Source organism: Pseudomonas sp. D3-27 (genome assembly GCF_051132165.1).
Classification (GTDB): Bacteria; Pseudomonadota; Gammaproteobacteria; order Pseudomonadales; family Pseudomonadaceae; genus Aquipseudomonas.
In genome coordinates, this window is the sequence record NZ_CP071667.1 from 363,423 (window position 1) to 379,421 (window position 15,999).

At 60.0% G+C, this 15,999-nt stretch carries 15 protein-coding genes and 1 pseudogene; 12 read left to right on the plus strand and 4 right to left on the minus strand.

All coding sequences use genetic code 11. From position 1 onward, the window contains the following. Positions 1 to 343: 343 nt before the first annotated feature. On the plus strand, positions 344 to 1,663 hold the full coding sequence (locus J3P92_RS01665) for an OprD family porin (RefSeq protein ID WP_420765090.1): 1,320 nt from the start codon (positions 344 to 346) through the stop codon (positions 1,661 to 1,663). 83 nt (positions 1,664 to 1,746) lie between these two features. Here the strand turns inward: J3P92_RS01665 and hepT are convergent, their stop codons facing one another. After that, the gene (hepT, locus tag J3P92_RS01670) at positions 1,747 to 2,175 is read right to left on the minus strand and encodes a type VII toxin-antitoxin system HepT family RNase toxin (protein WP_420765089.1); all 429 of its coding nucleotides are present in this window, start codon (positions 2,173 to 2,175) and stop codon (positions 1,747 to 1,749) included. After that, complete coding sequence (gene mntA / locus J3P92_RS01675; protein ID WP_434649726.1) at positions 2,165 to 2,560, minus strand: type VII toxin-antitoxin system MntA family adenylyltransferase antitoxin; 396 nt, start codon at positions 2,558 to 2,560, stop codon at positions 2,165 to 2,167. The genes hepT and mntA overlap by 11 nt, the downstream gene beginning before the upstream one ends. A gap of 330 nt (positions 2,561 to 2,890) precedes the next feature. Between mntA and J3P92_RS01680 the strand changes: the two genes are divergently transcribed. The 7 genes and pseudogenes from J3P92_RS01680 (at position 2,891) to J3P92_RS01710 (ending at position 8,481) form a co-directional block, all read left to right on the plus strand. Continuing rightward, positions 2,891 to 3,529, plus strand: a complete 639-nt coding sequence (locus J3P92_RS01680; protein WP_434649728.1) for a peroxiredoxin — start codon at positions 2,891 to 2,893, stop codon at positions 3,527 to 3,529. Between the two features lie 295 nt (positions 3,530 to 3,824). Then, positions 3,825 to 4,418: an NADPH-dependent FMN reductase gene (gene ssuE / locus J3P92_RS01685; RefSeq protein WP_434561727.1), complete on the plus strand. Its 594-nt coding sequence runs from the start codon at positions 3,825 to 3,827 to the stop codon at positions 4,416 to 4,418. Positions 4,419 to 4,509: 91 nt separating this feature from the next. Then, positions 4,510 to 5,474, plus strand: a pseudogene (locus J3P92_RS01690) (sulfonate ABC transporter substrate-binding protein). A gap of 24 nt (positions 5,475 to 5,498) precedes the next feature. Beyond that, positions 5,499 to 6,647 (plus strand): FMNH2-dependent alkanesulfonate monooxygenase, encoded by a 1,149-nt coding sequence (ssuD, locus tag J3P92_RS01695; protein ID WP_420765085.1) that lies wholly within the window; start codon positions 5,499 to 5,501, stop codon positions 6,645 to 6,647. Positions 6,648 to 6,654: 7 nt separating this feature from the next. Then, positions 6,655 to 7,437 carry an aliphatic sulfonate ABC transporter permease SsuC gene (gene ssuC, locus J3P92_RS01700; protein WP_420765084.1) on the plus strand — a complete coding sequence of 261 codons (783 nt, stop codon included), beginning with the start codon at positions 6,655 to 6,657 and terminating at the stop codon, positions 7,435 to 7,437. Further along, on the plus strand, positions 7,434 to 8,240 hold the full coding sequence (gene ssuB, locus J3P92_RS01705) for an aliphatic sulfonates ABC transporter ATP-binding protein (RefSeq protein WP_434561733.1): 807 nt from the start codon (positions 7,434 to 7,436) through the stop codon (positions 8,238 to 8,240). Before ssuC ends, ssuB begins: the two co-directional genes overlap by 4 nt. Before the next feature lie 25 nt (positions 8,241 to 8,265). Beyond that, a complete protein-coding gene (locus tag J3P92_RS01710; RefSeq protein WP_003177394.1) occupies positions 8,266 to 8,481 on the plus strand; it encodes a TOBE domain-containing protein in 216 nt (71 codons plus the stop codon). Positions 8,482 to 8,556: 75 nt separating this feature from the next. Here the strand turns inward: J3P92_RS01710 and J3P92_RS01715 are convergent, their stop codons facing one another. Continuing rightward, positions 8,557 to 9,189 (minus strand): TetR/AcrR family transcriptional regulator, encoded by a 633-nt coding sequence (locus J3P92_RS01715; RefSeq protein WP_434561735.1) that lies wholly within the window; start codon positions 9,187 to 9,189, stop codon positions 8,557 to 8,559. A 239-nt stretch (positions 9,190 to 9,428) separates the two neighbouring features. Next, positions 9,429 to 10,805: a glutamine synthetase family protein gene (locus J3P92_RS01720; protein ID WP_420765081.1), complete on the minus strand. Its 1,377-nt coding sequence runs from the start codon at positions 10,803 to 10,805 to the stop codon at positions 9,429 to 9,431. Between the two features lie 278 nt (positions 10,806 to 11,083). Between J3P92_RS01720 and J3P92_RS01725 the strand changes: the two genes are divergently transcribed. From J3P92_RS01725 to J3P92_RS01740, 4 genes are all read left to right on the plus strand, one after another. Then, entirely contained in the window at positions 11,084 to 11,860 is a 777-nt protein-coding gene (locus J3P92_RS01725; protein WP_434608980.1) for a gamma-glutamyl-gamma-aminobutyrate hydrolase family protein, read from the plus strand. 40 nt (positions 11,861 to 11,900) lie between these two features. Next, a complete protein-coding gene (locus J3P92_RS01730) occupies positions 11,901 to 13,259 on the plus strand; it encodes a glutamine synthetase family protein (RefSeq protein WP_030138097.1) in 1,359 nt (452 codons plus the stop codon). A 55-nt stretch (positions 13,260 to 13,314) separates the two neighbouring features. Next, the gene (locus J3P92_RS01735) at positions 13,315 to 14,679 is read left to right on the plus strand and encodes an aspartate aminotransferase family protein (RefSeq protein ID WP_434649730.1); all 1,365 of its coding nucleotides are present in this window, start codon (positions 13,315 to 13,317) and stop codon (positions 14,677 to 14,679) included. 198 nt (positions 14,680 to 14,877) lie between these two features. Next, positions 14,878 to 15,975 carry a polyamine ABC transporter substrate-binding protein gene (locus J3P92_RS01740; RefSeq protein ID WP_420765174.1) on the plus strand — a complete coding sequence of 366 codons (1,098 nt, stop codon included), beginning with the start codon at positions 14,878 to 14,880 and terminating at the stop codon, positions 15,973 to 15,975. Positions 15,976 to 15,999: the final 24 nt, after the last annotated feature.

A 15,999-nucleotide genomic window follows, 5' to 3' on the forward strand; every position in this document is an offset into this window, starting at 1 on the left:
AAACACATCTCTGCGCCAGACTTTTGCGGGTCTCCAAAGCTGGCGACAAAACACCATTCAGTAATCCTTTGCGCCGCCGATAAGACGTTTCACGGCTTGATTACGCAGTGATGGCACTCATATGTCAAAAAACGCTGAAAACTGCCGAAACAATTCTTTTTGGATTTATAAATAATCCTTTATTCTCCGGGCCGGTGTCGCGGGGTTAGACCATGGTCGTAGGCCGAAAGGGTTACGGTTGACTTGCCAGTCACGGTCTGGCGCTAATCGCGCATCCGCGGATTCCGGGCGTTCGATTCGGAACCAAAGACACACAAGAATTAGAAAACGAGAGGAGCGAAGCATGAAGAAGTCTACCTTGGCCATGGCAGTGGCCTTTGGGGTATTGGCGCAGCAGGCAGGCGCCGCCGGTTTTATCGAAGACAGCAAGGCGTCCGTAAGTTCCCGTACGCTGTACTTCAACAACGACAACCACGAGACGGGCAGTGAAGACCTGCGCGAAACGGGCACTGGCCTTAAGTTCGACTACAAGTCTGGCTTCACGCAAGGTGTCGTTGGCTTCGGTATCGACGCCCAGGCTCTGGTGGGTATCCGTCTCGATGGCGGCAGGGGTCGTAACAACGGTTCCTATATGCCAGCCGATACCGACGGTGCGGCGGTCCACGAGTGGAGCCGTTTGTCCGGTAACGTAAAGGCTCTTTTCTCCAAGACCGAAGCTCACCTGGGCGGTGCCTTGGCGCCTAGCCTGCCGATCCTGGTGGCCAACGACAGCCGCCTGCTGCCGCAGACCTTCGAGGGTGGCACCATCACCTCCAAGGAAATCGACAACGTCACGCTCAACGCTGGTCAGCTGGAGCAGGCCACTGGCCGTGCATCGAGCAACAGCACTGGCCTGGCCGTGGCGGGCGGTACCCAGGACAGTAACCAGTTCCGTTACGCGGGTGCTGATTGGAAGGTCACCAAAGACCTGACGCTGCAGTACTACTACGCGAACCTGCAGGATTACTACAAGCAACACTTCCTGGGCGCGGTCCATGTTTTCCCGATCAGCGAAGGTCAGTCCTTCAAGACTGACCTGCGTTACTTCGACAGCAGTTCGGATGGCCGCAACGGTGACCTGGGCTATCGCTTCAACAACAACGGTGGCTATGCCAAGAACCCGGGCGAGGTCGATAACAAGACCTGGAGCGCCATGTTCACCTACACCCTGGGTGGCAGTGCCTTCCTGTTGGGTCATCAACAAGTCGGCGATGACGGTGGCTTCGTCTACCTGAACCAAGGCAACGTGGTTGACGGCAACAACCGTCCTGAAGGTGCTGGTGGTGCGAGCTTCTACCTGTTCACCGACAGCATGATCAACGGTTTTGTCCGTGCCGGTGAGAACACCACCTTCGGCCAGTACTCCTACGACTTCGCTTCCATGGGCGTTCCAGGCCTGAAAGCCTCGGTTGCCTACCTGCGTGGCGACGACGTCAAGACCGCTAGCGGCACAAGCGATTACTCCGAGTGGGAACGCGACATGCGTGTGGATTACGTGATCCAGCAAGGCGCGTTGAAAGGCTTCGGTACTACTGTGCGTCACGGTAGCTACCGCAGCGGCGGTGTCGGCGACGACCAGGATCAGACCCGCGTAATCTTCAACTACACTTACAGCTTCATGTAAGACGTAGCGAAGTAAAAAAGCCCCGCCCGGCATCACGCCCGGCGGGGCTTTTGCGTTTTTGGCTCAACGAGCCGGCTATCGCCTTATCCCCTGGGTTCCATCGCGTCCTTACGCAGGATGAATGCGCTGAACGCCAGGAAATCATCCAGATGGCCGGTAATGATCGCGACCATGATCGGCAATTGCAGGGCTTGGTAGTCATGCACGGCGATATTCCTGAACCCCACCATGTTCTTCAGGTTTTTCACCAGACCTTCTTCGACCCAACCGCCTTGAAAAAGCAACTCGAACGTATCGCGGGCGCTTTGCGGGACCCCCAATCGTTCACGCCGAATCAGATGCTGTCCCATGTCCAGCGCGGCTTCACAGGCACGCTGAATGTTCAGGACGGCCGAGTCCTGGCGAGTGAAATCCGTAGCAAAGGTAGCGGGGTCCTTCTCGTATTCCTCCCGCACCCTGGCAACGCAACGCTCGATGCTTGCTGCTTTATTGATCAGTACATCATCGACCATACACCCTGCCTTCTTCCTGGATATCCTTGAGCAATCGCGCTCGAGCCTCATCGAGAGCAGTCTTCTCGCTGAGAATGAAGCATTCGAACAACCCCGCCTGTACGTCCTTGGCCCAGAGTCTTCGGCCTCGGGTCACGATCTGGTGCTGCATGACGGTGGAGGCCGCCCGTAGATCAATCAGATCCACCGGGTTGCCAGCGATGTCCGCCAAATCGCCTGAAAGTTGCCACAACGACACTGGGTCGACCTTGCCTGACAACAGCACAGCCAAATCCACATCACTGTCAGGCCCGGCGGTCTCCTGGGCGTGGCTGCCGAACAGGTAAACAGCCAACAGTTCAGGCAGATGATTTTGCAAGTGAGTCAACAAGGCATGAGCGTTCATGCTGCCTATCCTAGCCGCTCGTCCGGAGATCGCGTCAACAATTTCCGAAATGTACCTACAAAACAAAAAAGCCCCGCCCGGCATCACGCCCGGCGGGGCTTTTGCGTTTCGGGTCCGGCCCACCCCTGTAGCCTTTCCCGAACCTTCCCCTCTTTTCAGCAACTCGAGGCCTTCTCGAAACCTCGGGAATGATTTGGGCCGCTATGCGCTGCGGCACCAGTGAACAGTTTTTTATATTTCTTAATGATCTAGATAAATGGGTATTCATTCTTTTTAAAGCAACGAAAAGCGGTGCACAGTTGGGCTCCAAAAACATTCAGGAGCCGCATCATGAGCCTCAGACTCGGCGACATCGCCCCCGATTTCGAACAGGATTCCAGCGCCGGCAAGATTCGCTTCCACGAATGGCTCGGCGACAGCTGGGGCGTGTTGTTCTCCCATCCGGCGGACTTCACCCCGGTGTGCACCACCGAGTTGGGTCTCACTGCCAAGCTCAAGGACGAGTTCGCCAAACGCGGCGTCAAGGCCATCGCCCTGTCGGTGGACCCGGTGGACTCGCACCACAAGTGGATCGACGACATCAACGAAACCCAGAACGCCGTGGTCAATTTCCCGATCCTGGCCGATGCCGACCGCAAGGTGTCCGACCTGTACGACCTGATCCATCCCAACGCCAGCGATACCTTGACCGTGCGCTCATTGTTCGTGATCGACCCGAACAAAAAAGTTCGTCTGACCATCACCTACCCGGCCAGCACCGGACGCAACTTCAATGAAATCCTCCGGGTCATCGATTCCCTGCAACTGACCGACAACTACAAAGTCGCCACGCCCGCCAATTGGCAGGACGGTGATGAAGTGGTGATCGTGCCGTCGCTCAAGGATGAAGAAGAACTCAAGCAGCGCTTCCCCAAGGGCTACCGTGCCGTGAAGCCCTATCTGCGCCTCACGCCTCAACCTAATCGTTGACGCAGAACCTGTGGGAGCGAGCCTGCTCGCGAAAGCGGTCTGTCAGATGCATTTATATTGACTGGTACGCCGTCTTCGCGAGCAGGCTCGCTCCCACAGGAATGGATTTACCAAAGGGTTTGGCCGTTTCGACGGCCTTTTTTATTGTGCCGAAAAAAGCAGAACGTATATCTCCGTAAAGAATAAGTAAATGAACAAATATGATTTAAAGATATATCAAAGCGCTGTTATGGTTTGGTCCATACAGCGAGATCGCCCACCGCGAATCGCGCACGACTCTTAAGGAATAGTTGGCATGTTGGTTGTCTCGCTCGGCGGCAGTCCCAGCCAGCGCTCACGTTCAGGTGTGCTGTTGGAGCGCTCGCAACGTTGGTTGCAACATCAAGGTGTGGAAGTGGTGAGTTATCAGGTACGGGACTTCCCGGCCGAGGATCTGCTCCATGCCCGCTTCGACAGTCCCAAGGTGGTAGACCTGCTGGCACAGATCGAAAACGCCGATGGCCTGTTGATCGCCACGCCGGTATACAAGGCGTCTTTTTCCGGTGCGTTGAAGACCGTCCTTGATCTGCTGCCGGAACGGGCTCTGGCCCACAAGGTGGTGTTGCCCATGGCGACAGGTGGCAGCATCGCCCACATGCTGGCGGTGGATTATGCCCTCAAGCCGGTACTGTCGGCGCTCAAGGCCCAGGAGATGCTCCATGGGATCTTCGCTGAAGACAACCAGATAGCCTACGGCGAAGGCAGCGCTCAAGCGCGGTTGACGCCTGCCTTGCAACAGCGCCTGGATGAAGCGCTGGAGCAGTTCTACAGCGCCATGGCCCGTCGGCCCAAACCGTTGGATCCCAGCGTACTGAACGAACGTCTGTTGAGTGCTCGCTGGAGCATTTGACGCGCTACATCCCTGATTCAACTCCACCTTACTCAGCCGCCAACGGCCCAGCAGGTGCAGCCAAAACCCCATAGCAAAAAGGAGAGGCGCCATGCGCACTGTCATTTTGCGTCGCGGGCTGGTCGCTCTGTTTGCTGCGGCTGTGTCCTTCGGCGTCATCACCCAGGCTCAAGCCGAAACCTTGCGGATCGGTTATCAAAAGTACGGCACCCTGGTGCTGCTCAAGGCAAAGGGCACCCTGGAAAAACGCCTCGCCGCCCAAGGCGTGGACGTGCAATGGACCGAGTTTCCTGGCGGCCCGCAACTGCTTGAAGGCTTGAACGTCGGCTCCATCGATTTTGGCGTGACCGGCGAAACCCCGCCGGTGTTTGCCCAGGCAGCCGGCGCGGACCTGCTCTATGTGGCCTATGAACCGCCGGCGCCCAACAGTGAAGCGATCCTGGTGCCGAAGGGCTCGCCGATCCAATCGGTGCAGGATCTCAAGGGCAAGAAAATCGCGCTGAACAAAGGCTCCAACGTCCATTACCTGCTGGTACGGGCGCTGGAAGATGCGGGCCTGCAATACACCGACGTCCAGACGGTTTTCCTGCCACCGGCGGATGCCCGCGCGGCGTTCGAACGAGGCAGCGTGGACGCCTGGGTGATCTGGGATCCGTACCAGGCCGCCGCTGAGCAGCAATTGCAGGCGCGCACCCTGCGTGACGGCAAAGGCATCGTCGACAACCACCAGTTCTACCTCGCCACCAAACCCTATGCGCAGAAAAATCCCCAGGTGATTACGGCCCTGGTGAAGAGGTGCGGGCGGTAGGGGAGTGGTCCAGGGCCAATCCTGAAGACGTGACGCGGCAGGTCTCGCCGCTGCTCGGCTTGCCTGCCGATATCACGCTTACCTCGGTCAAGCGGCAAGGCTACGGGGCGTTGTTCCTGACGCCGAAAGTCGTCGCGGCGCAGCAGAAAATCGCCGACAGCTTCTACCAGCTCAAATTGATTCCCAAGCCCTTGAGCATCAAGGACGTGATCTGGACGCCGCCGGCGGCCGTTGCGAACGCGCAGTAATTCGATCCCTTAGGAGACCACTCCATGAGCCTTAATATTTTCTGGTTCCTGCCCACCCACGGCGACGGCCATTACCTTGGCACCGCTGAAGGCGCCCGCGCCGTCGATCATGGTTACTTGCAACAAATTGCCCAGGCGGCCGATCGACTGGGTTTCGGCGGCGTGCTGATTCCTACCGGGCGTTCCTGCGAAGACTCCTGGCTGGTGGCCGCTTCCCTGATTCCGGTGACCCAGCGCTTGAAATTCCTGGTAGCCCTGCGGCCCGGGATCATTTCCCCGACGGTGGCGGCGCGTCAGGCCGCGACGTTGGATCGACTCTCGGGAGGACGCGCGCTGTTCAACCTGGTCACTGGCGGCGACCCGGACGAGCTGGCCGGCGACGGGCTGTTCCTCGATCACGAACAGCGCTACCAGGCCTCGGTGGAATTCACCCGGATCTGGCGCCGGGTGCTGGAAGGCGAGACCGTGGATTACGACGGCGAACACATCAGCGTGAAGGGCGCCAAGCTGCTCTATCCGCCGATCCAGCAACCGCGCCCGCCGCTGTACTTCGGTGGCTCGTCGGAAGCTGCCCAGGACCTGGCCGCCGAGCAGGTGGAAATGGTGCTGACCTGGGGCGAACCGCCCGCAGCCGTCGCCGAAAAAATCCAACAGGTGCGGGCCAAGGCCGCAAAGCAAGGACGCACTGTGCGCTTCGGCATTCGCCTGCATGTGATCGTACGGGAAACCAACGCCGAGGCCTGGCAAGCGGCCGACCGCTTGATCTCCCATTTGGACGACGAAACCATCGCTCGCGCCCAGGCCTCCCTCGCGCGCTTCGACTCGGTGGGTCAGCAGCGGATGGCCGCGCTGCACGGCGGTCGCCGCGACAAACTGGAGGTGAGCCCCAATCTGTGGGCCGGTGTCGGCCTGGTTCGCGGCGGTGCCGGGACGGCGCTGGTGGGCGATGGCCCGACCGTGGCCGCGCGGGTGAAGGAGTACGCCGACTTGGGCATCGACACGTTCATCTTCTCGGGTTATCCACACCTGGAAGAGTCGTATCGGGTGGCGGAGCTGCTGTTTCCGCACCTGGACGTGGAACGCCCGCAATTGCCGAAAAGCCAGGGCTACGTGAGCCCGTTCGGTGAGATGGTCGCCAACGACATTCTGCCCAAAGCCGCGTCCCAGAGTTGAGGCGGCCATGAAGAAAGTTATCCACAACCTGGCGCCGTGGGCGGTGCCGCTGCTGTTATTGGCGGTGTGGCAATTGTCGGTATCGGCCGGCTGGCTCTCCACGCGGATCCTGCCGGCGCCAGTGGCAGTGATCGAGGCTGGCGTGAGCCTGGTGCGCAGCGGCGAGATCTGGACTCACCTGGCCATCAGCGGTTGGCGCGCGGCGGTCGGCTTCCTGATCGGCGGCGGTATCGGCCTCGCGCTGGGCTTTATCACCGGCCTGTCGAAGTGGGGCGAGCGGCTGCTGGACAGCTCTGTGCAGATGGTGCGGAACGTGCCGCACCTGGCATTGATTCCGCTGGTGATCCTGTGGTTCGGCATCGACGAGTCGGCGAAGATTTTCCTGGTGGCGCTGGGCACGCTGTTTCCCATCTACCTCAACACTTACCACGGGATCCGTAACGTCGACCCGGCGCTGGTGGAAATGTCCCGCAGCTACGGCTTGTCCGGTTTCAGCCTGTTTCGCCAGGTGATCCTGCCGGGTGCCTTGCCTTCGATCCTCGTGGGTGTGCGTTTTGCCCTGGGCTTCATGTGGTTGACGCTGATCGTGGCGGAAACCATCTCGGCCAGTTCCGGCATCGGTTACCTGGCGATGAATGCCCGGGAATTCTTGCAAACCGATGTGGTGGTGCTGGCGATTCTTCTGTACGCCGTGCTTGGCAAGCTGGCTGACCTCGCCGCCCGTGGGCTTGAACGGGTCTGGCTGCGCTGGCATCCGGCCTACCAAGTGAACAAGGGAGGTGTCGCATGACCGCCCAACAACCACCGCGCCTGCTGCGAGGCATTCCGCTGGCGGTGCGCAATCTTCAGAAGACGTTTGGCTCGCGACAGGTATTGCGTGACATCGACCTGCATATCCCGGCTGGGCAGTTCGTCGCGGTAGTGGGGCGCAGTGGCTGCGGTAAAAGCACCTTGCTGCGTTTGTTGGCCGGGTTGGATCAGCCCTCGGGCGGCCAGTTGCTGGCCGGCTCGGCAGCGCTGAGCGCCGCGCGAGAAGACACTCGGCTGATGTTCCAGGAAGCGCGTCTGCTGCCTTGGAAGAAGATCATCGACAACGTCGGCCTTGGCCTGAAGGGCAACTGGCGGCCACAAGCCTTGCAGGCGCTCGATGCCGTAGGCCTGGCGGATCGTGCCCATGAATGGCCGGCGGCGTTGTCCGGCGGCCAGAAGCAACGGGTGGCGTTGGCTCGCGCGCTGATCCATCAACCGCGCCTGTTGTTGCTGGACGAGCCCTTGGGCGCGCTCGATGCCTTGACCCGGATAGAAATGCAGCAACTGATCGAGCGTCTGTGGCAGCAACACGGCTTTACCGTGCTGCTGGTGACCCATGACGTCAGCGAAGCAGTGGCGATTGCCGATCGGGTCATCCTGATCGAGGACGGCCAGATCGGTCTCGACCTGGCCATCGACCTGCCACGCCCCCGTGCTCGCGGCTCGCATCGCCTGGCGAGCCTGGAAACCGAAGTTCTCAACCGTGTGCTGTCCTTGCCCGGCCAACCGCCGGAACCCGAACCCGTTTCACCCTTGCCCACGCAGTTGCGTTGGGCGCAATAACTTCATCCAGACAGGAATCGACACCATGACCATCAAAGCCATCAACGTACGCAACCAGTTCAAAGGCACCATCAAGGAAATCGTCGAAGGCGACGTGCTGTCGGAAATCGATGTGCAGACCGCTTCGGGCATCGTCACGTCGGTCATCACCACGCGTTCGGTCAAGGAGTTGGAGTTGGCGATCGGCAGCGAAGTGATTGCCTTCGTCAAATCCACCGAGGTGTCGATCGCCAAGTTGTGATCCGTGTTTTACCCCGGGCCCCGGACGGCGTGAGCCCTTCGGGGCTTATCGTTCCCACGCGGAGCGTGGGCACGATCAATCAGGGCGCTTGGGCAGATACGGTGGCAGATACAGCCCCAGGTACGCGTCAAACACACGCATCCCTTCTTCAGCCATTCGCGGAGTGATCTGGCCGTGTTGCTGGACCGAGCGGGCGTAGACGCGGTCGCCCAGTTCCATGGCCAGGGCGAATACGTCGACGTCGGAGGGGAGCGTCGGCAGCTCGAAATGCCGGGCGAACACGGTGTGCATCAACGCGCCCAGTTCCAGGTCGTGCTGGCGGTCAGCCTGGGTGACTTCGGTGAGGCCATGCTGGGCCAGGATCAGTTGCCGAGCGGCGGCGTCCTCGCTGTAGATCACCAGCATCCGTTGTTCCACCAGCCGCGACAGGTCGTGCCAATGGTTCAGCGCGCCATGGTCGATCGGTGCTTGCAGGCAGGCGCGAAAGGCGGCGTGAACGTCGGCGGTCAGGGCTTCGAGCAGTGCCGGGACGCTGGCAAAGAAGTGGTAGACGGAGGAGGGCGGGATCCCCGCGCGTTCGGCGACGCTGTAGATCGACAGGCTGGCCACGCCTTCGGCGGCAAGCAGCGTACGGGCGGCATCGAGGATCGAGTCGATCCGGGCCTGGCTGCGGGCGCGAGGTTTGCGAGGGGTGGCGATGCGCGTCATGAATGTCTCCTGCGGGGCTGCCGGGCATTGTACGAGTCGGGTCTTGTGTTGTCTGCCGGGCCGTCATCGCGAGCAAGCTCGCCCCCACATTGAGTGTGCGGTGCCCCTTGAATCATGTGCGCTGAAAATCCCTGTGGGAGCGAGCTTGCTCGCGATCGGCCGAAGGCGGCCACCCGCCCAGACATAAAAAAACGCCGCAGGCCATAAGGCCTGCGGCGTTTCTTTTTTACCGCAACCGCTTACACGGTATGCAGGTACCAGTTGTATTCAAGGTCGGAGATGGAATGTTCGAACTCTTCCAGCTCACTTTCCTTGCAGGCCACGAAGATATCGATGTATTTCGGGTCGATGTACTTGGCCATGACTTCGCTGTCGTCCAGTTCGCGCAAGGCATCGCGCAGGTTGTTCGGCAGGCTTTGCTCGTTCTGCTCGTAGCTGTTGCCTTCGACCGGCGCGCCGGGCTCGATCTTGTTGACCAGGCCGTGGTGAACGCCCGCCAGCACGGAGGCCATCAGCAGGTACGGGTTGGCGTCGGCGCCGGCAACCCGGTGTTCCAGGCGCACGGCATCGGCTGAGCCGGTCGGCACGCGCAAGGCCACGGTGCGGTTGTCCAGGCCCCAGGACGGCGAGTTCGGCACGTAGAACTGCGCGCCGAAACGACGATAGGAGTTGACGTTCGGGCAGAGGAAAGCCATCTGCGCGGGCAGGGTCTCGAGCACACCGCCGATCGCGTGACGCAGCGCGGCGTTCTGCTCGGGATCCTCGCTGGCAAAGATATTCTTGCCGTCTTTGTCCAGGATCGAGATGTGGACATGCAGGCCGTTGCCCGCCTGGCCCGGATACGGCTTGGCCATGAAGGTGGTGTCCATTTCATGGTCGTAGGCAATGTTCTTGATCAGGCGCTTGAGCAGTACCGCGTAGTCGCAGGCCTTGATCGGGTCGGCCACGTGGTGCAGGTTCACTTCGAACTGCGCCGGGGCGCTTTCCTTGACGATGGCGTCGGCGGGAATGCCTTGCTCCTTGGCCCCTTCGAGGATGTCCTGGAGGCAATCGACGTATTCGTCCAGGTCATCGATCAGGTAGACCTGGGTCGAATGCGGGCGTTTGCCGGAGATCGGTGAGCGGGGTGGTTGCGGACGGCCGTTCACGTTCTCCTGGTCGATCAGGTAGAACTCCAGCTCGAATGCCGCGCAAATGGTCAGGCCCAATTCGTCGAACTTGGTCACGACCTGGCGCAAGACTTCCCGAGGGTCGGCGAAGAACGGGTCGCCTTCGAGTTCGTGCATGGTCATCAGCAGTTGCGCGGTCGGGCGCTTCTGCCAGGGTTCATTGCTCAGGGTGCCGGGGATGGGATAGCAGATGCGGTCCGCATCGCCGATGTCCAGGCCCAGGCCGGTGCTTTCCACCGTCGAGCCGTTGATATCCAGGGCAAATAGAGAGGCCGGCAGGTTGATGCCTTTCTCGTAAACCTTGTGGAGGCTGGTGCGTTCGATGCGCTTGCCGCGCACCACACCATTCATATCCGCAATCAGAAGGTCAACGTACAGAACCTCAGGATGTTCCTTAAGGAACGCGTTCGCTTCGTTAAGCTGAACGGCACGCGGGGGTACCGACATGATGCAACACCTTTGTTGTTAAAAATATCAATCATTGATCTCTTCGAAAGCCAGTCAACCCGAACGGCATGCCGAAGTCAAGCTGGGCCTTTTGTGCCCTAAAAAAGCACCCGAGGGGCATTTTTGAGGCAGTTTGGGCCGTTTTTTTTCCTTTGAGGGCCTTCGCGCCCGCAGGCTTGAGCGTGCCGTGTTGTATTTTTTACGGGGGTGTTGTGTAAAAAAATGAACAAGGCTAAGCTCGATTCAAACCCATAACAGCAATAATACCGGGGTGCTTCATGTCTCGCCTGCCGTTAATCGGCGTCACCACCTGCTCCAGGCAGATCGGTTTGCATGCGTATCACACCACTGGCGACAAATATGCCCGGGCTGTCGCAACAGCCGCCAAGGGTTTGCCAGTGCTGATTCCCTCCCTGGCGGATCTGTTCGCACCGTCCGATATTCTGGACGCCCTGGACGGTATTCTTTTTACCGGCTCTCCTTCCAATGTAGAACCTTTTCACTATCAAGGCCCGGCCAGCGCGCCAGGCACTGCCCATGATCCTGCACGGGATGCCATTACCCTTCCACTGATACGCGCTGCCGTCGATGCGGGCGTTCCGGTGCTGGGCATCTGTCGGGGTTTCCAGGAGATGAACGTAGCCTTTGGCGGTAGCCTGCATCAGAAAGTTCATGAAGTCGGAACCTTCATCGATCATCGTGAAGACGACACCCAGCCGGTGGACATTCAATACGGCCCGGCCCATGCCGTGCATGTCCAGCCAGGCGGGGTCCTCGCGGCCCTGGGCCTGCCGCCGAACATTGAGGTCAACTCGATTCACAGCCAGGGCATCGAGCGCCTGGCACCGGGGCTGCGGGTTGAAGCGCTGGCGCCGGATGGCCTGATCGAAGCCGTCTCGGTTGTACAAGGCAAGGCTTTTGCTTTAGGTGTGCAATGGCACCCGGAATGGGCGGTAGGCTCTAATCCGAACTATCTTGCGATTTTCCAGGCATTTGGCGATGCCTGCCGAGCAAGGGCAACACAACGCGACGCCGATGCGTCAAACAACGCCTGACTACTAATAGCAGCCAGGAAACTCACGCCTAGAGGCATTTATGAGTAACAACCTCGACCAGCTCACCGATTGGTTGAAAGACCACAAGATCACAGAAGTCGAATGCATGATTGGCGACCTGACCGGCATCACCCGGGGCAAGATTTCGCCGACCAACAAGTTCATTGCCGAAAAAGGCATGCGCCTGCCCGAGAGCGTCCTGCTCCAGACCGTAACGGGCGACTATGTCGAAGACGACATCTATTACGAACTGCTCGACCCTGCCGACATCGACATGATGTGCCGCCCGGACGAAAACGCAGTCTTCCTGGTGCCCTGGGCCATCGAGCCCACCGCTCAAGTGATCCATGACTCCTACGACAAGCAGGGCAACCCCATCGAGCTGTCGCCCCGCAACGTATTGAAGAAGGTGCTCAAGCTCTACGCGGACAAGGGCTGGCAGCCGATTGTCGCGCCGGAGATGGAGTTCTACCTGACCAAGCGCAGCGACGACCCGGACTTTCCGCTGCAACCACCGATCGGCCGCTCCGGTCGGCCGGAAACCGGTCGCCAGTCGTTCTCGATCGAAGCGGCCAACGAATTCGACCCGCTGTTCGAAGACGTCTATGACTGGTGCGAATTGCAGGAGCTGGACCTCGACACACTGATCCACGAGGACGGCACCGCGCAGATGGAAATCAATTTCCGTCACGGCGATGCGCTGTCCCTGGCCGACCAGATCCTGGTGTTCAAACGCACCATGCGCGAGGCCGCGCTCAAGCACGACGTGGCCGCCACGTTCATGGCCAAGCCCATGACCGGCGAGCCGGGCAGCGCCATGCACCTGCACCAGAGCATTATCGACAAGGAAACAGGCAAGAACGTCTTCTCCAATGAAGACGGGACCATGAGCGATCTGTTCCTGCACCACATCGGTGGCCTGCAGAAATTCATCCCTGAGCTGTTGCCGCTGTTTGCACCCAACGTCAACTCGTTCCGCCGCTTCCTGCCCGACACCTCGGCGCCGGTGAACGTGGAGTGGGGCGAAGAGAACCGCACCGTGGGCCTGCGGGTGCCGGATGCCGGGCCGCAGAACCGTCGGGTGGAAAACCGCCTGCCGGGCGCCGACGCCAACCCGTACCTGGCGATTGCCGCCAGCCTGCTGTGCGGCTACATCGGCATGGTCGAAGGCATCAACCCGAGCGCGCCGGTGGTGGGTCGAGGGTATGAGCGCCGCAACCTGCGCCTGCCGCTGACCATCGAAGACGCCCTGGAACGCATGGAGAACAGCACCACCATCGAGAAGTACCTGGGCAAGAAATTCATCACGGGCTACGTCGCGGTCAAACGGGCCGAGCATGAAAACTTCAAGCGCGTCATCAGTTCGTGGGAGCGGGAATTCCTGCTCTTTGCCGTCTGATGCGCCGGGCGGGGCTGCCATAGGCCCCGCCCTCATGGAATAAAGGAGAATTCGCATGACCCGCAACAACCCGCAAACTCGCGAATGGCAGGCTCTTAGCAGCGATCATCACCTGGCACCGTTCAGCGACTTCAAGCAACTGAAAGAGAAAGGCCCGCGCATCATCACCCACGCCAAGGGCGTGTACCTCTGGGACAGTGAAGGCAACAAGATTCTCGACGGCATGGCCGGCCTCTGGTGTGTGGCCGTTGGTTACGGTCGCGATGAACTGGCGGACGCCGCCAGCCAACAGATGCGTGAGCTGCCGTACTACAACCTCTTCTTCCAGACCGCTCACCCGCCCGTGCTGGAATTGTCCAAGGCCATCGCCGATATCGCGCCGCAAGGCATGAACCACGTGTTCTTCACCGGCTCTGGCTCCGAAGGCAACGACACCATGTTGCGCATGGTCCGCCACTACTGGGCGATCAAGGGCCAGCCGAGCAAGAAAGTCATCATCAGTCGCAAGAACGGTTATCACGGTTCGACCGTGGCCGGCGCGAGCCTGGGCGGCATGACTTACATGCACGAGCAAGGCGACCTGCCGATCCCGGGCATCGTCCACATCGCCCAACCGTACTGGTTCGGTGAAGGCGGCGACATGAGCCCTGAAGAGTTCGGCATCTGGGCGGCCAATCAGCTGGAAGAAAAAATCCTCGAGATCGGCGTGGATAACGTCGGTGCGTTCATCGCCGAGCCGATCCAGGGCGCCGGTGGCGTGATCGTGCCGCCGGACAGCTACTGGCCGCGCATGAAGGAAATCCTCGCCAAGTACGACATCCTCTTCGTGGCCGACGAGGTCATCTGTGGTTTCGGGCGCACCGGCGAGTGGTTCGGTACCGACCATTACGGGTTGAAACCACACATGATGACCATCGCCAAGGGCCTGACCTCCGGCTACATCCCCATGGGTGGCCTGATCGTGCGCGACGACGTGGTTGCGGTGCTCAACGAAGGCGGCGATTTCAACCACGGATTCACCTACTCCGGCCATCCGGTGGCTGCGGCAGTGGCCCTGGAAAATATCAGGATCCTGCGCGACGAGAAAATCATCGAGCGTGTCCACGGCGAGACGGCACCCTATTTGCAGCAACGTCTGCGGGAACTGAACGATCATCCGCTGGTGGGTGAAGTGCGCGGCGTCGGTTTGCTGGGGGCCATCGAGCTGGTCCAGGACAAGGCCACGCGCAAGCGTTACGAAGGCAAGGGCGTGGGCATGATCTGCCGGCAGTTCTGCTTCGATAATGGGCTGATCATGCGCGCCGTGGGCGACACCATGATCATTGCGCCACCGCTGGTGATCAGCAAGGCCGAGATCGACGAACTGGTGGCCAAGGCGCGGCAATGCCTGGACCTGACGCTCAGTGCGTTGCAGGGCTAAGTGCTAGGCTCTGAGCGAGGTGCCGGCATGGGCCTCGCCCAGCGTGAACAAAAGGCTGGGCTTTTGTTGAAAGCTTGCCCTGTAACTTGCCAGACTACCCCCGCTGTTCAAGTTGCCAGAGAGCCGGCTACGCAACCGTGGCCAAGAAGAATAACTGGAGCACTTTTCATGAAGGCATTAGGCATGAAGACATTAGGTATGAAGTTAGCTGGCAAGACCCTCCTCGCCATGTCCCTGATGGGCGTGATGGCGGGCGCCGTCCAGGCGGACGACAAGGTGCTGCACGTCTATAACTGGTCCGACTACATCGCGCCGGACACGGTCGCCAAGTTCGAGAAGGAAACGGGGATCAAGGTCGTCTACGACGTATTCGACAGTAACGAGACGCTGGAAGCCAAGTTGCTGGCCGGCAAATCCGGCTATGACGTCGTGGTGCCGTCGAACAACTTCCTCGCCAAGCAGATCAAGGCCGGCGTCTACCAGGAGCTGGACAAGTCCAAGCTGCCGAATTGGAAGAACCTGGACCCCGACCTGCTCAAGGCCGTCGGCGATGCCAGCGACCAGGGCAACAAGCACGCGTTTCCGTACATGTGGGGCACCATCGGCATCGGGTACAACCCCGAGAAGGTCAAGGCCGCGTTGGGCGTCGACAAGATCGACTCCTGGGACGTGCTGCTCAAGCCCGAGAACATTGCCAAGCTCAAGAGCTGCGGCGTGAGCTTCCTCGATTCGCCAACCGAAATGATTCCCGTGGCTCTGCATTACCTCGGCTACCCGACCGACAGCCAGGACAAGAAGCAACTGGCCGAAGCCGAAGCACTGTTCCTCAAGCTGCGCCCATCGATCGGTTACTTCCACTCTTCCAAGTACATTTCGGACCTGGCCAACGGCAATATCTGCGTGGCCGTGGGTTACTCGGGTGATATCGAGCAATCCAAGAGCCGTGCGGCTGAAGCTGGCGGCAAGGTGAAAGTGGCCTACACCATTCCGAAGGAAGGTGCCGGTTCGTTCTACGACATGGTCGCCATTCCAAAAGATGCCGAAAACGTCGAAGCCGCCTACAAGTGGATGAACTTCATCATGCAGCCGGAAATCATGGCTGAGATCACCGACAACGTGCGTTTCCCTAACGGCAACAAGGCCGCCACCGCGCTGGTGGACAAGGAAATCTCCGGTGACCCGAGCATCTACCCATCGGACGAAGTGAAGGCCAAGCTGTACGCCATCGCCGACCTGCCGTCGGCGACCCAGCGGATCCTGACCCGCAGCTGGACCAAGATCAAATCCGGCAAATAAGCCGGCTTGAAGCACGCTCCGGTT

Bases quoted from the DNA above. Each gene is read 5' to 3' on its own strand.
- J3P92_RS01730 (WP_030138097.1), top strand. From the start codon at position 11,901: ATGAGTAACAACCTCGACCAGCTCACCGATTGGTTGAAAGACCACAAG.
- ssuD (WP_420765085.1), top strand. From the start codon at position 5,499: ATGAGCCTTAATATTTTCTGGTTCCTGCCCACCCACGGCGACGGCCAT.
- ssuC (WP_420765084.1), top strand. From the start codon at position 6,655: ATGAAGAAAGTTATCCACAACCTGGCGCCGTGGGCGGTGCCGCTGCTG.
- J3P92_RS01740 (WP_420765174.1), top strand. From the start codon at position 14,878: ATGAAGTTAGCTGGCAAGACCCTCCTCGCCATGTCCCTGATGGGCGTG.
- J3P92_RS01720 (WP_420765081.1), bottom strand. From the start codon at position 10,805: ATGTCGGTACCCCCGCGTGCCGTTCAGCTTAACGAAGCGAACGCGTTC.
- J3P92_RS01725 (WP_434608980.1), top strand. From the start codon at position 11,084: ATGTCTCGCCTGCCGTTAATCGGCGTCACCACCTGCTCCAGGCAGATC.
- J3P92_RS01735 (WP_434649730.1), top strand. From the start codon at position 13,315: ATGACCCGCAACAACCCGCAAACTCGCGAATGGCAGGCTCTTAGCAGC.
- J3P92_RS01715 (WP_434561735.1), bottom strand. From the start codon at position 9,189: ATGACGCGCATCGCCACCCCTCGCAAACCTCGCGCCCGCAGCCAGGCC.
- J3P92_RS01680 (WP_434649728.1), top strand. From the start codon at position 2,891: ATGAGCCTCAGACTCGGCGACATCGCCCCCGATTTCGAACAGGATTCC.
- mntA (WP_434649726.1), bottom strand. From the start codon at position 2,560: ATGAACGCTCATGCCTTGTTGACTCACTTGCAAAATCATCTGCCTGAA.
- J3P92_RS01710 (WP_003177394.1), top strand. From the start codon at position 8,266: ATGACCATCAAAGCCATCAACGTACGCAACCAGTTCAAAGGCACCATC.
- ssuE (WP_434561727.1), top strand. From the start codon at position 3,825: ATGTTGGTTGTCTCGCTCGGCGGCAGTCCCAGCCAGCGCTCACGTTCA.
- ssuB (WP_434561733.1), top strand. From the start codon at position 7,434: ATGACCGCCCAACAACCACCGCGCCTGCTGCGAGGCATTCCGCTGGCG.
- J3P92_RS01665 (WP_420765090.1), top strand. From the start codon at position 344: ATGAAGAAGTCTACCTTGGCCATGGCAGTGGCCTTTGGGGTATTGGCG.
- hepT (WP_420765089.1), bottom strand. From the start codon at position 2,175: ATGGTCGATGATGTACTGATCAATAAAGCAGCAAGCATCGAGCGTTGC.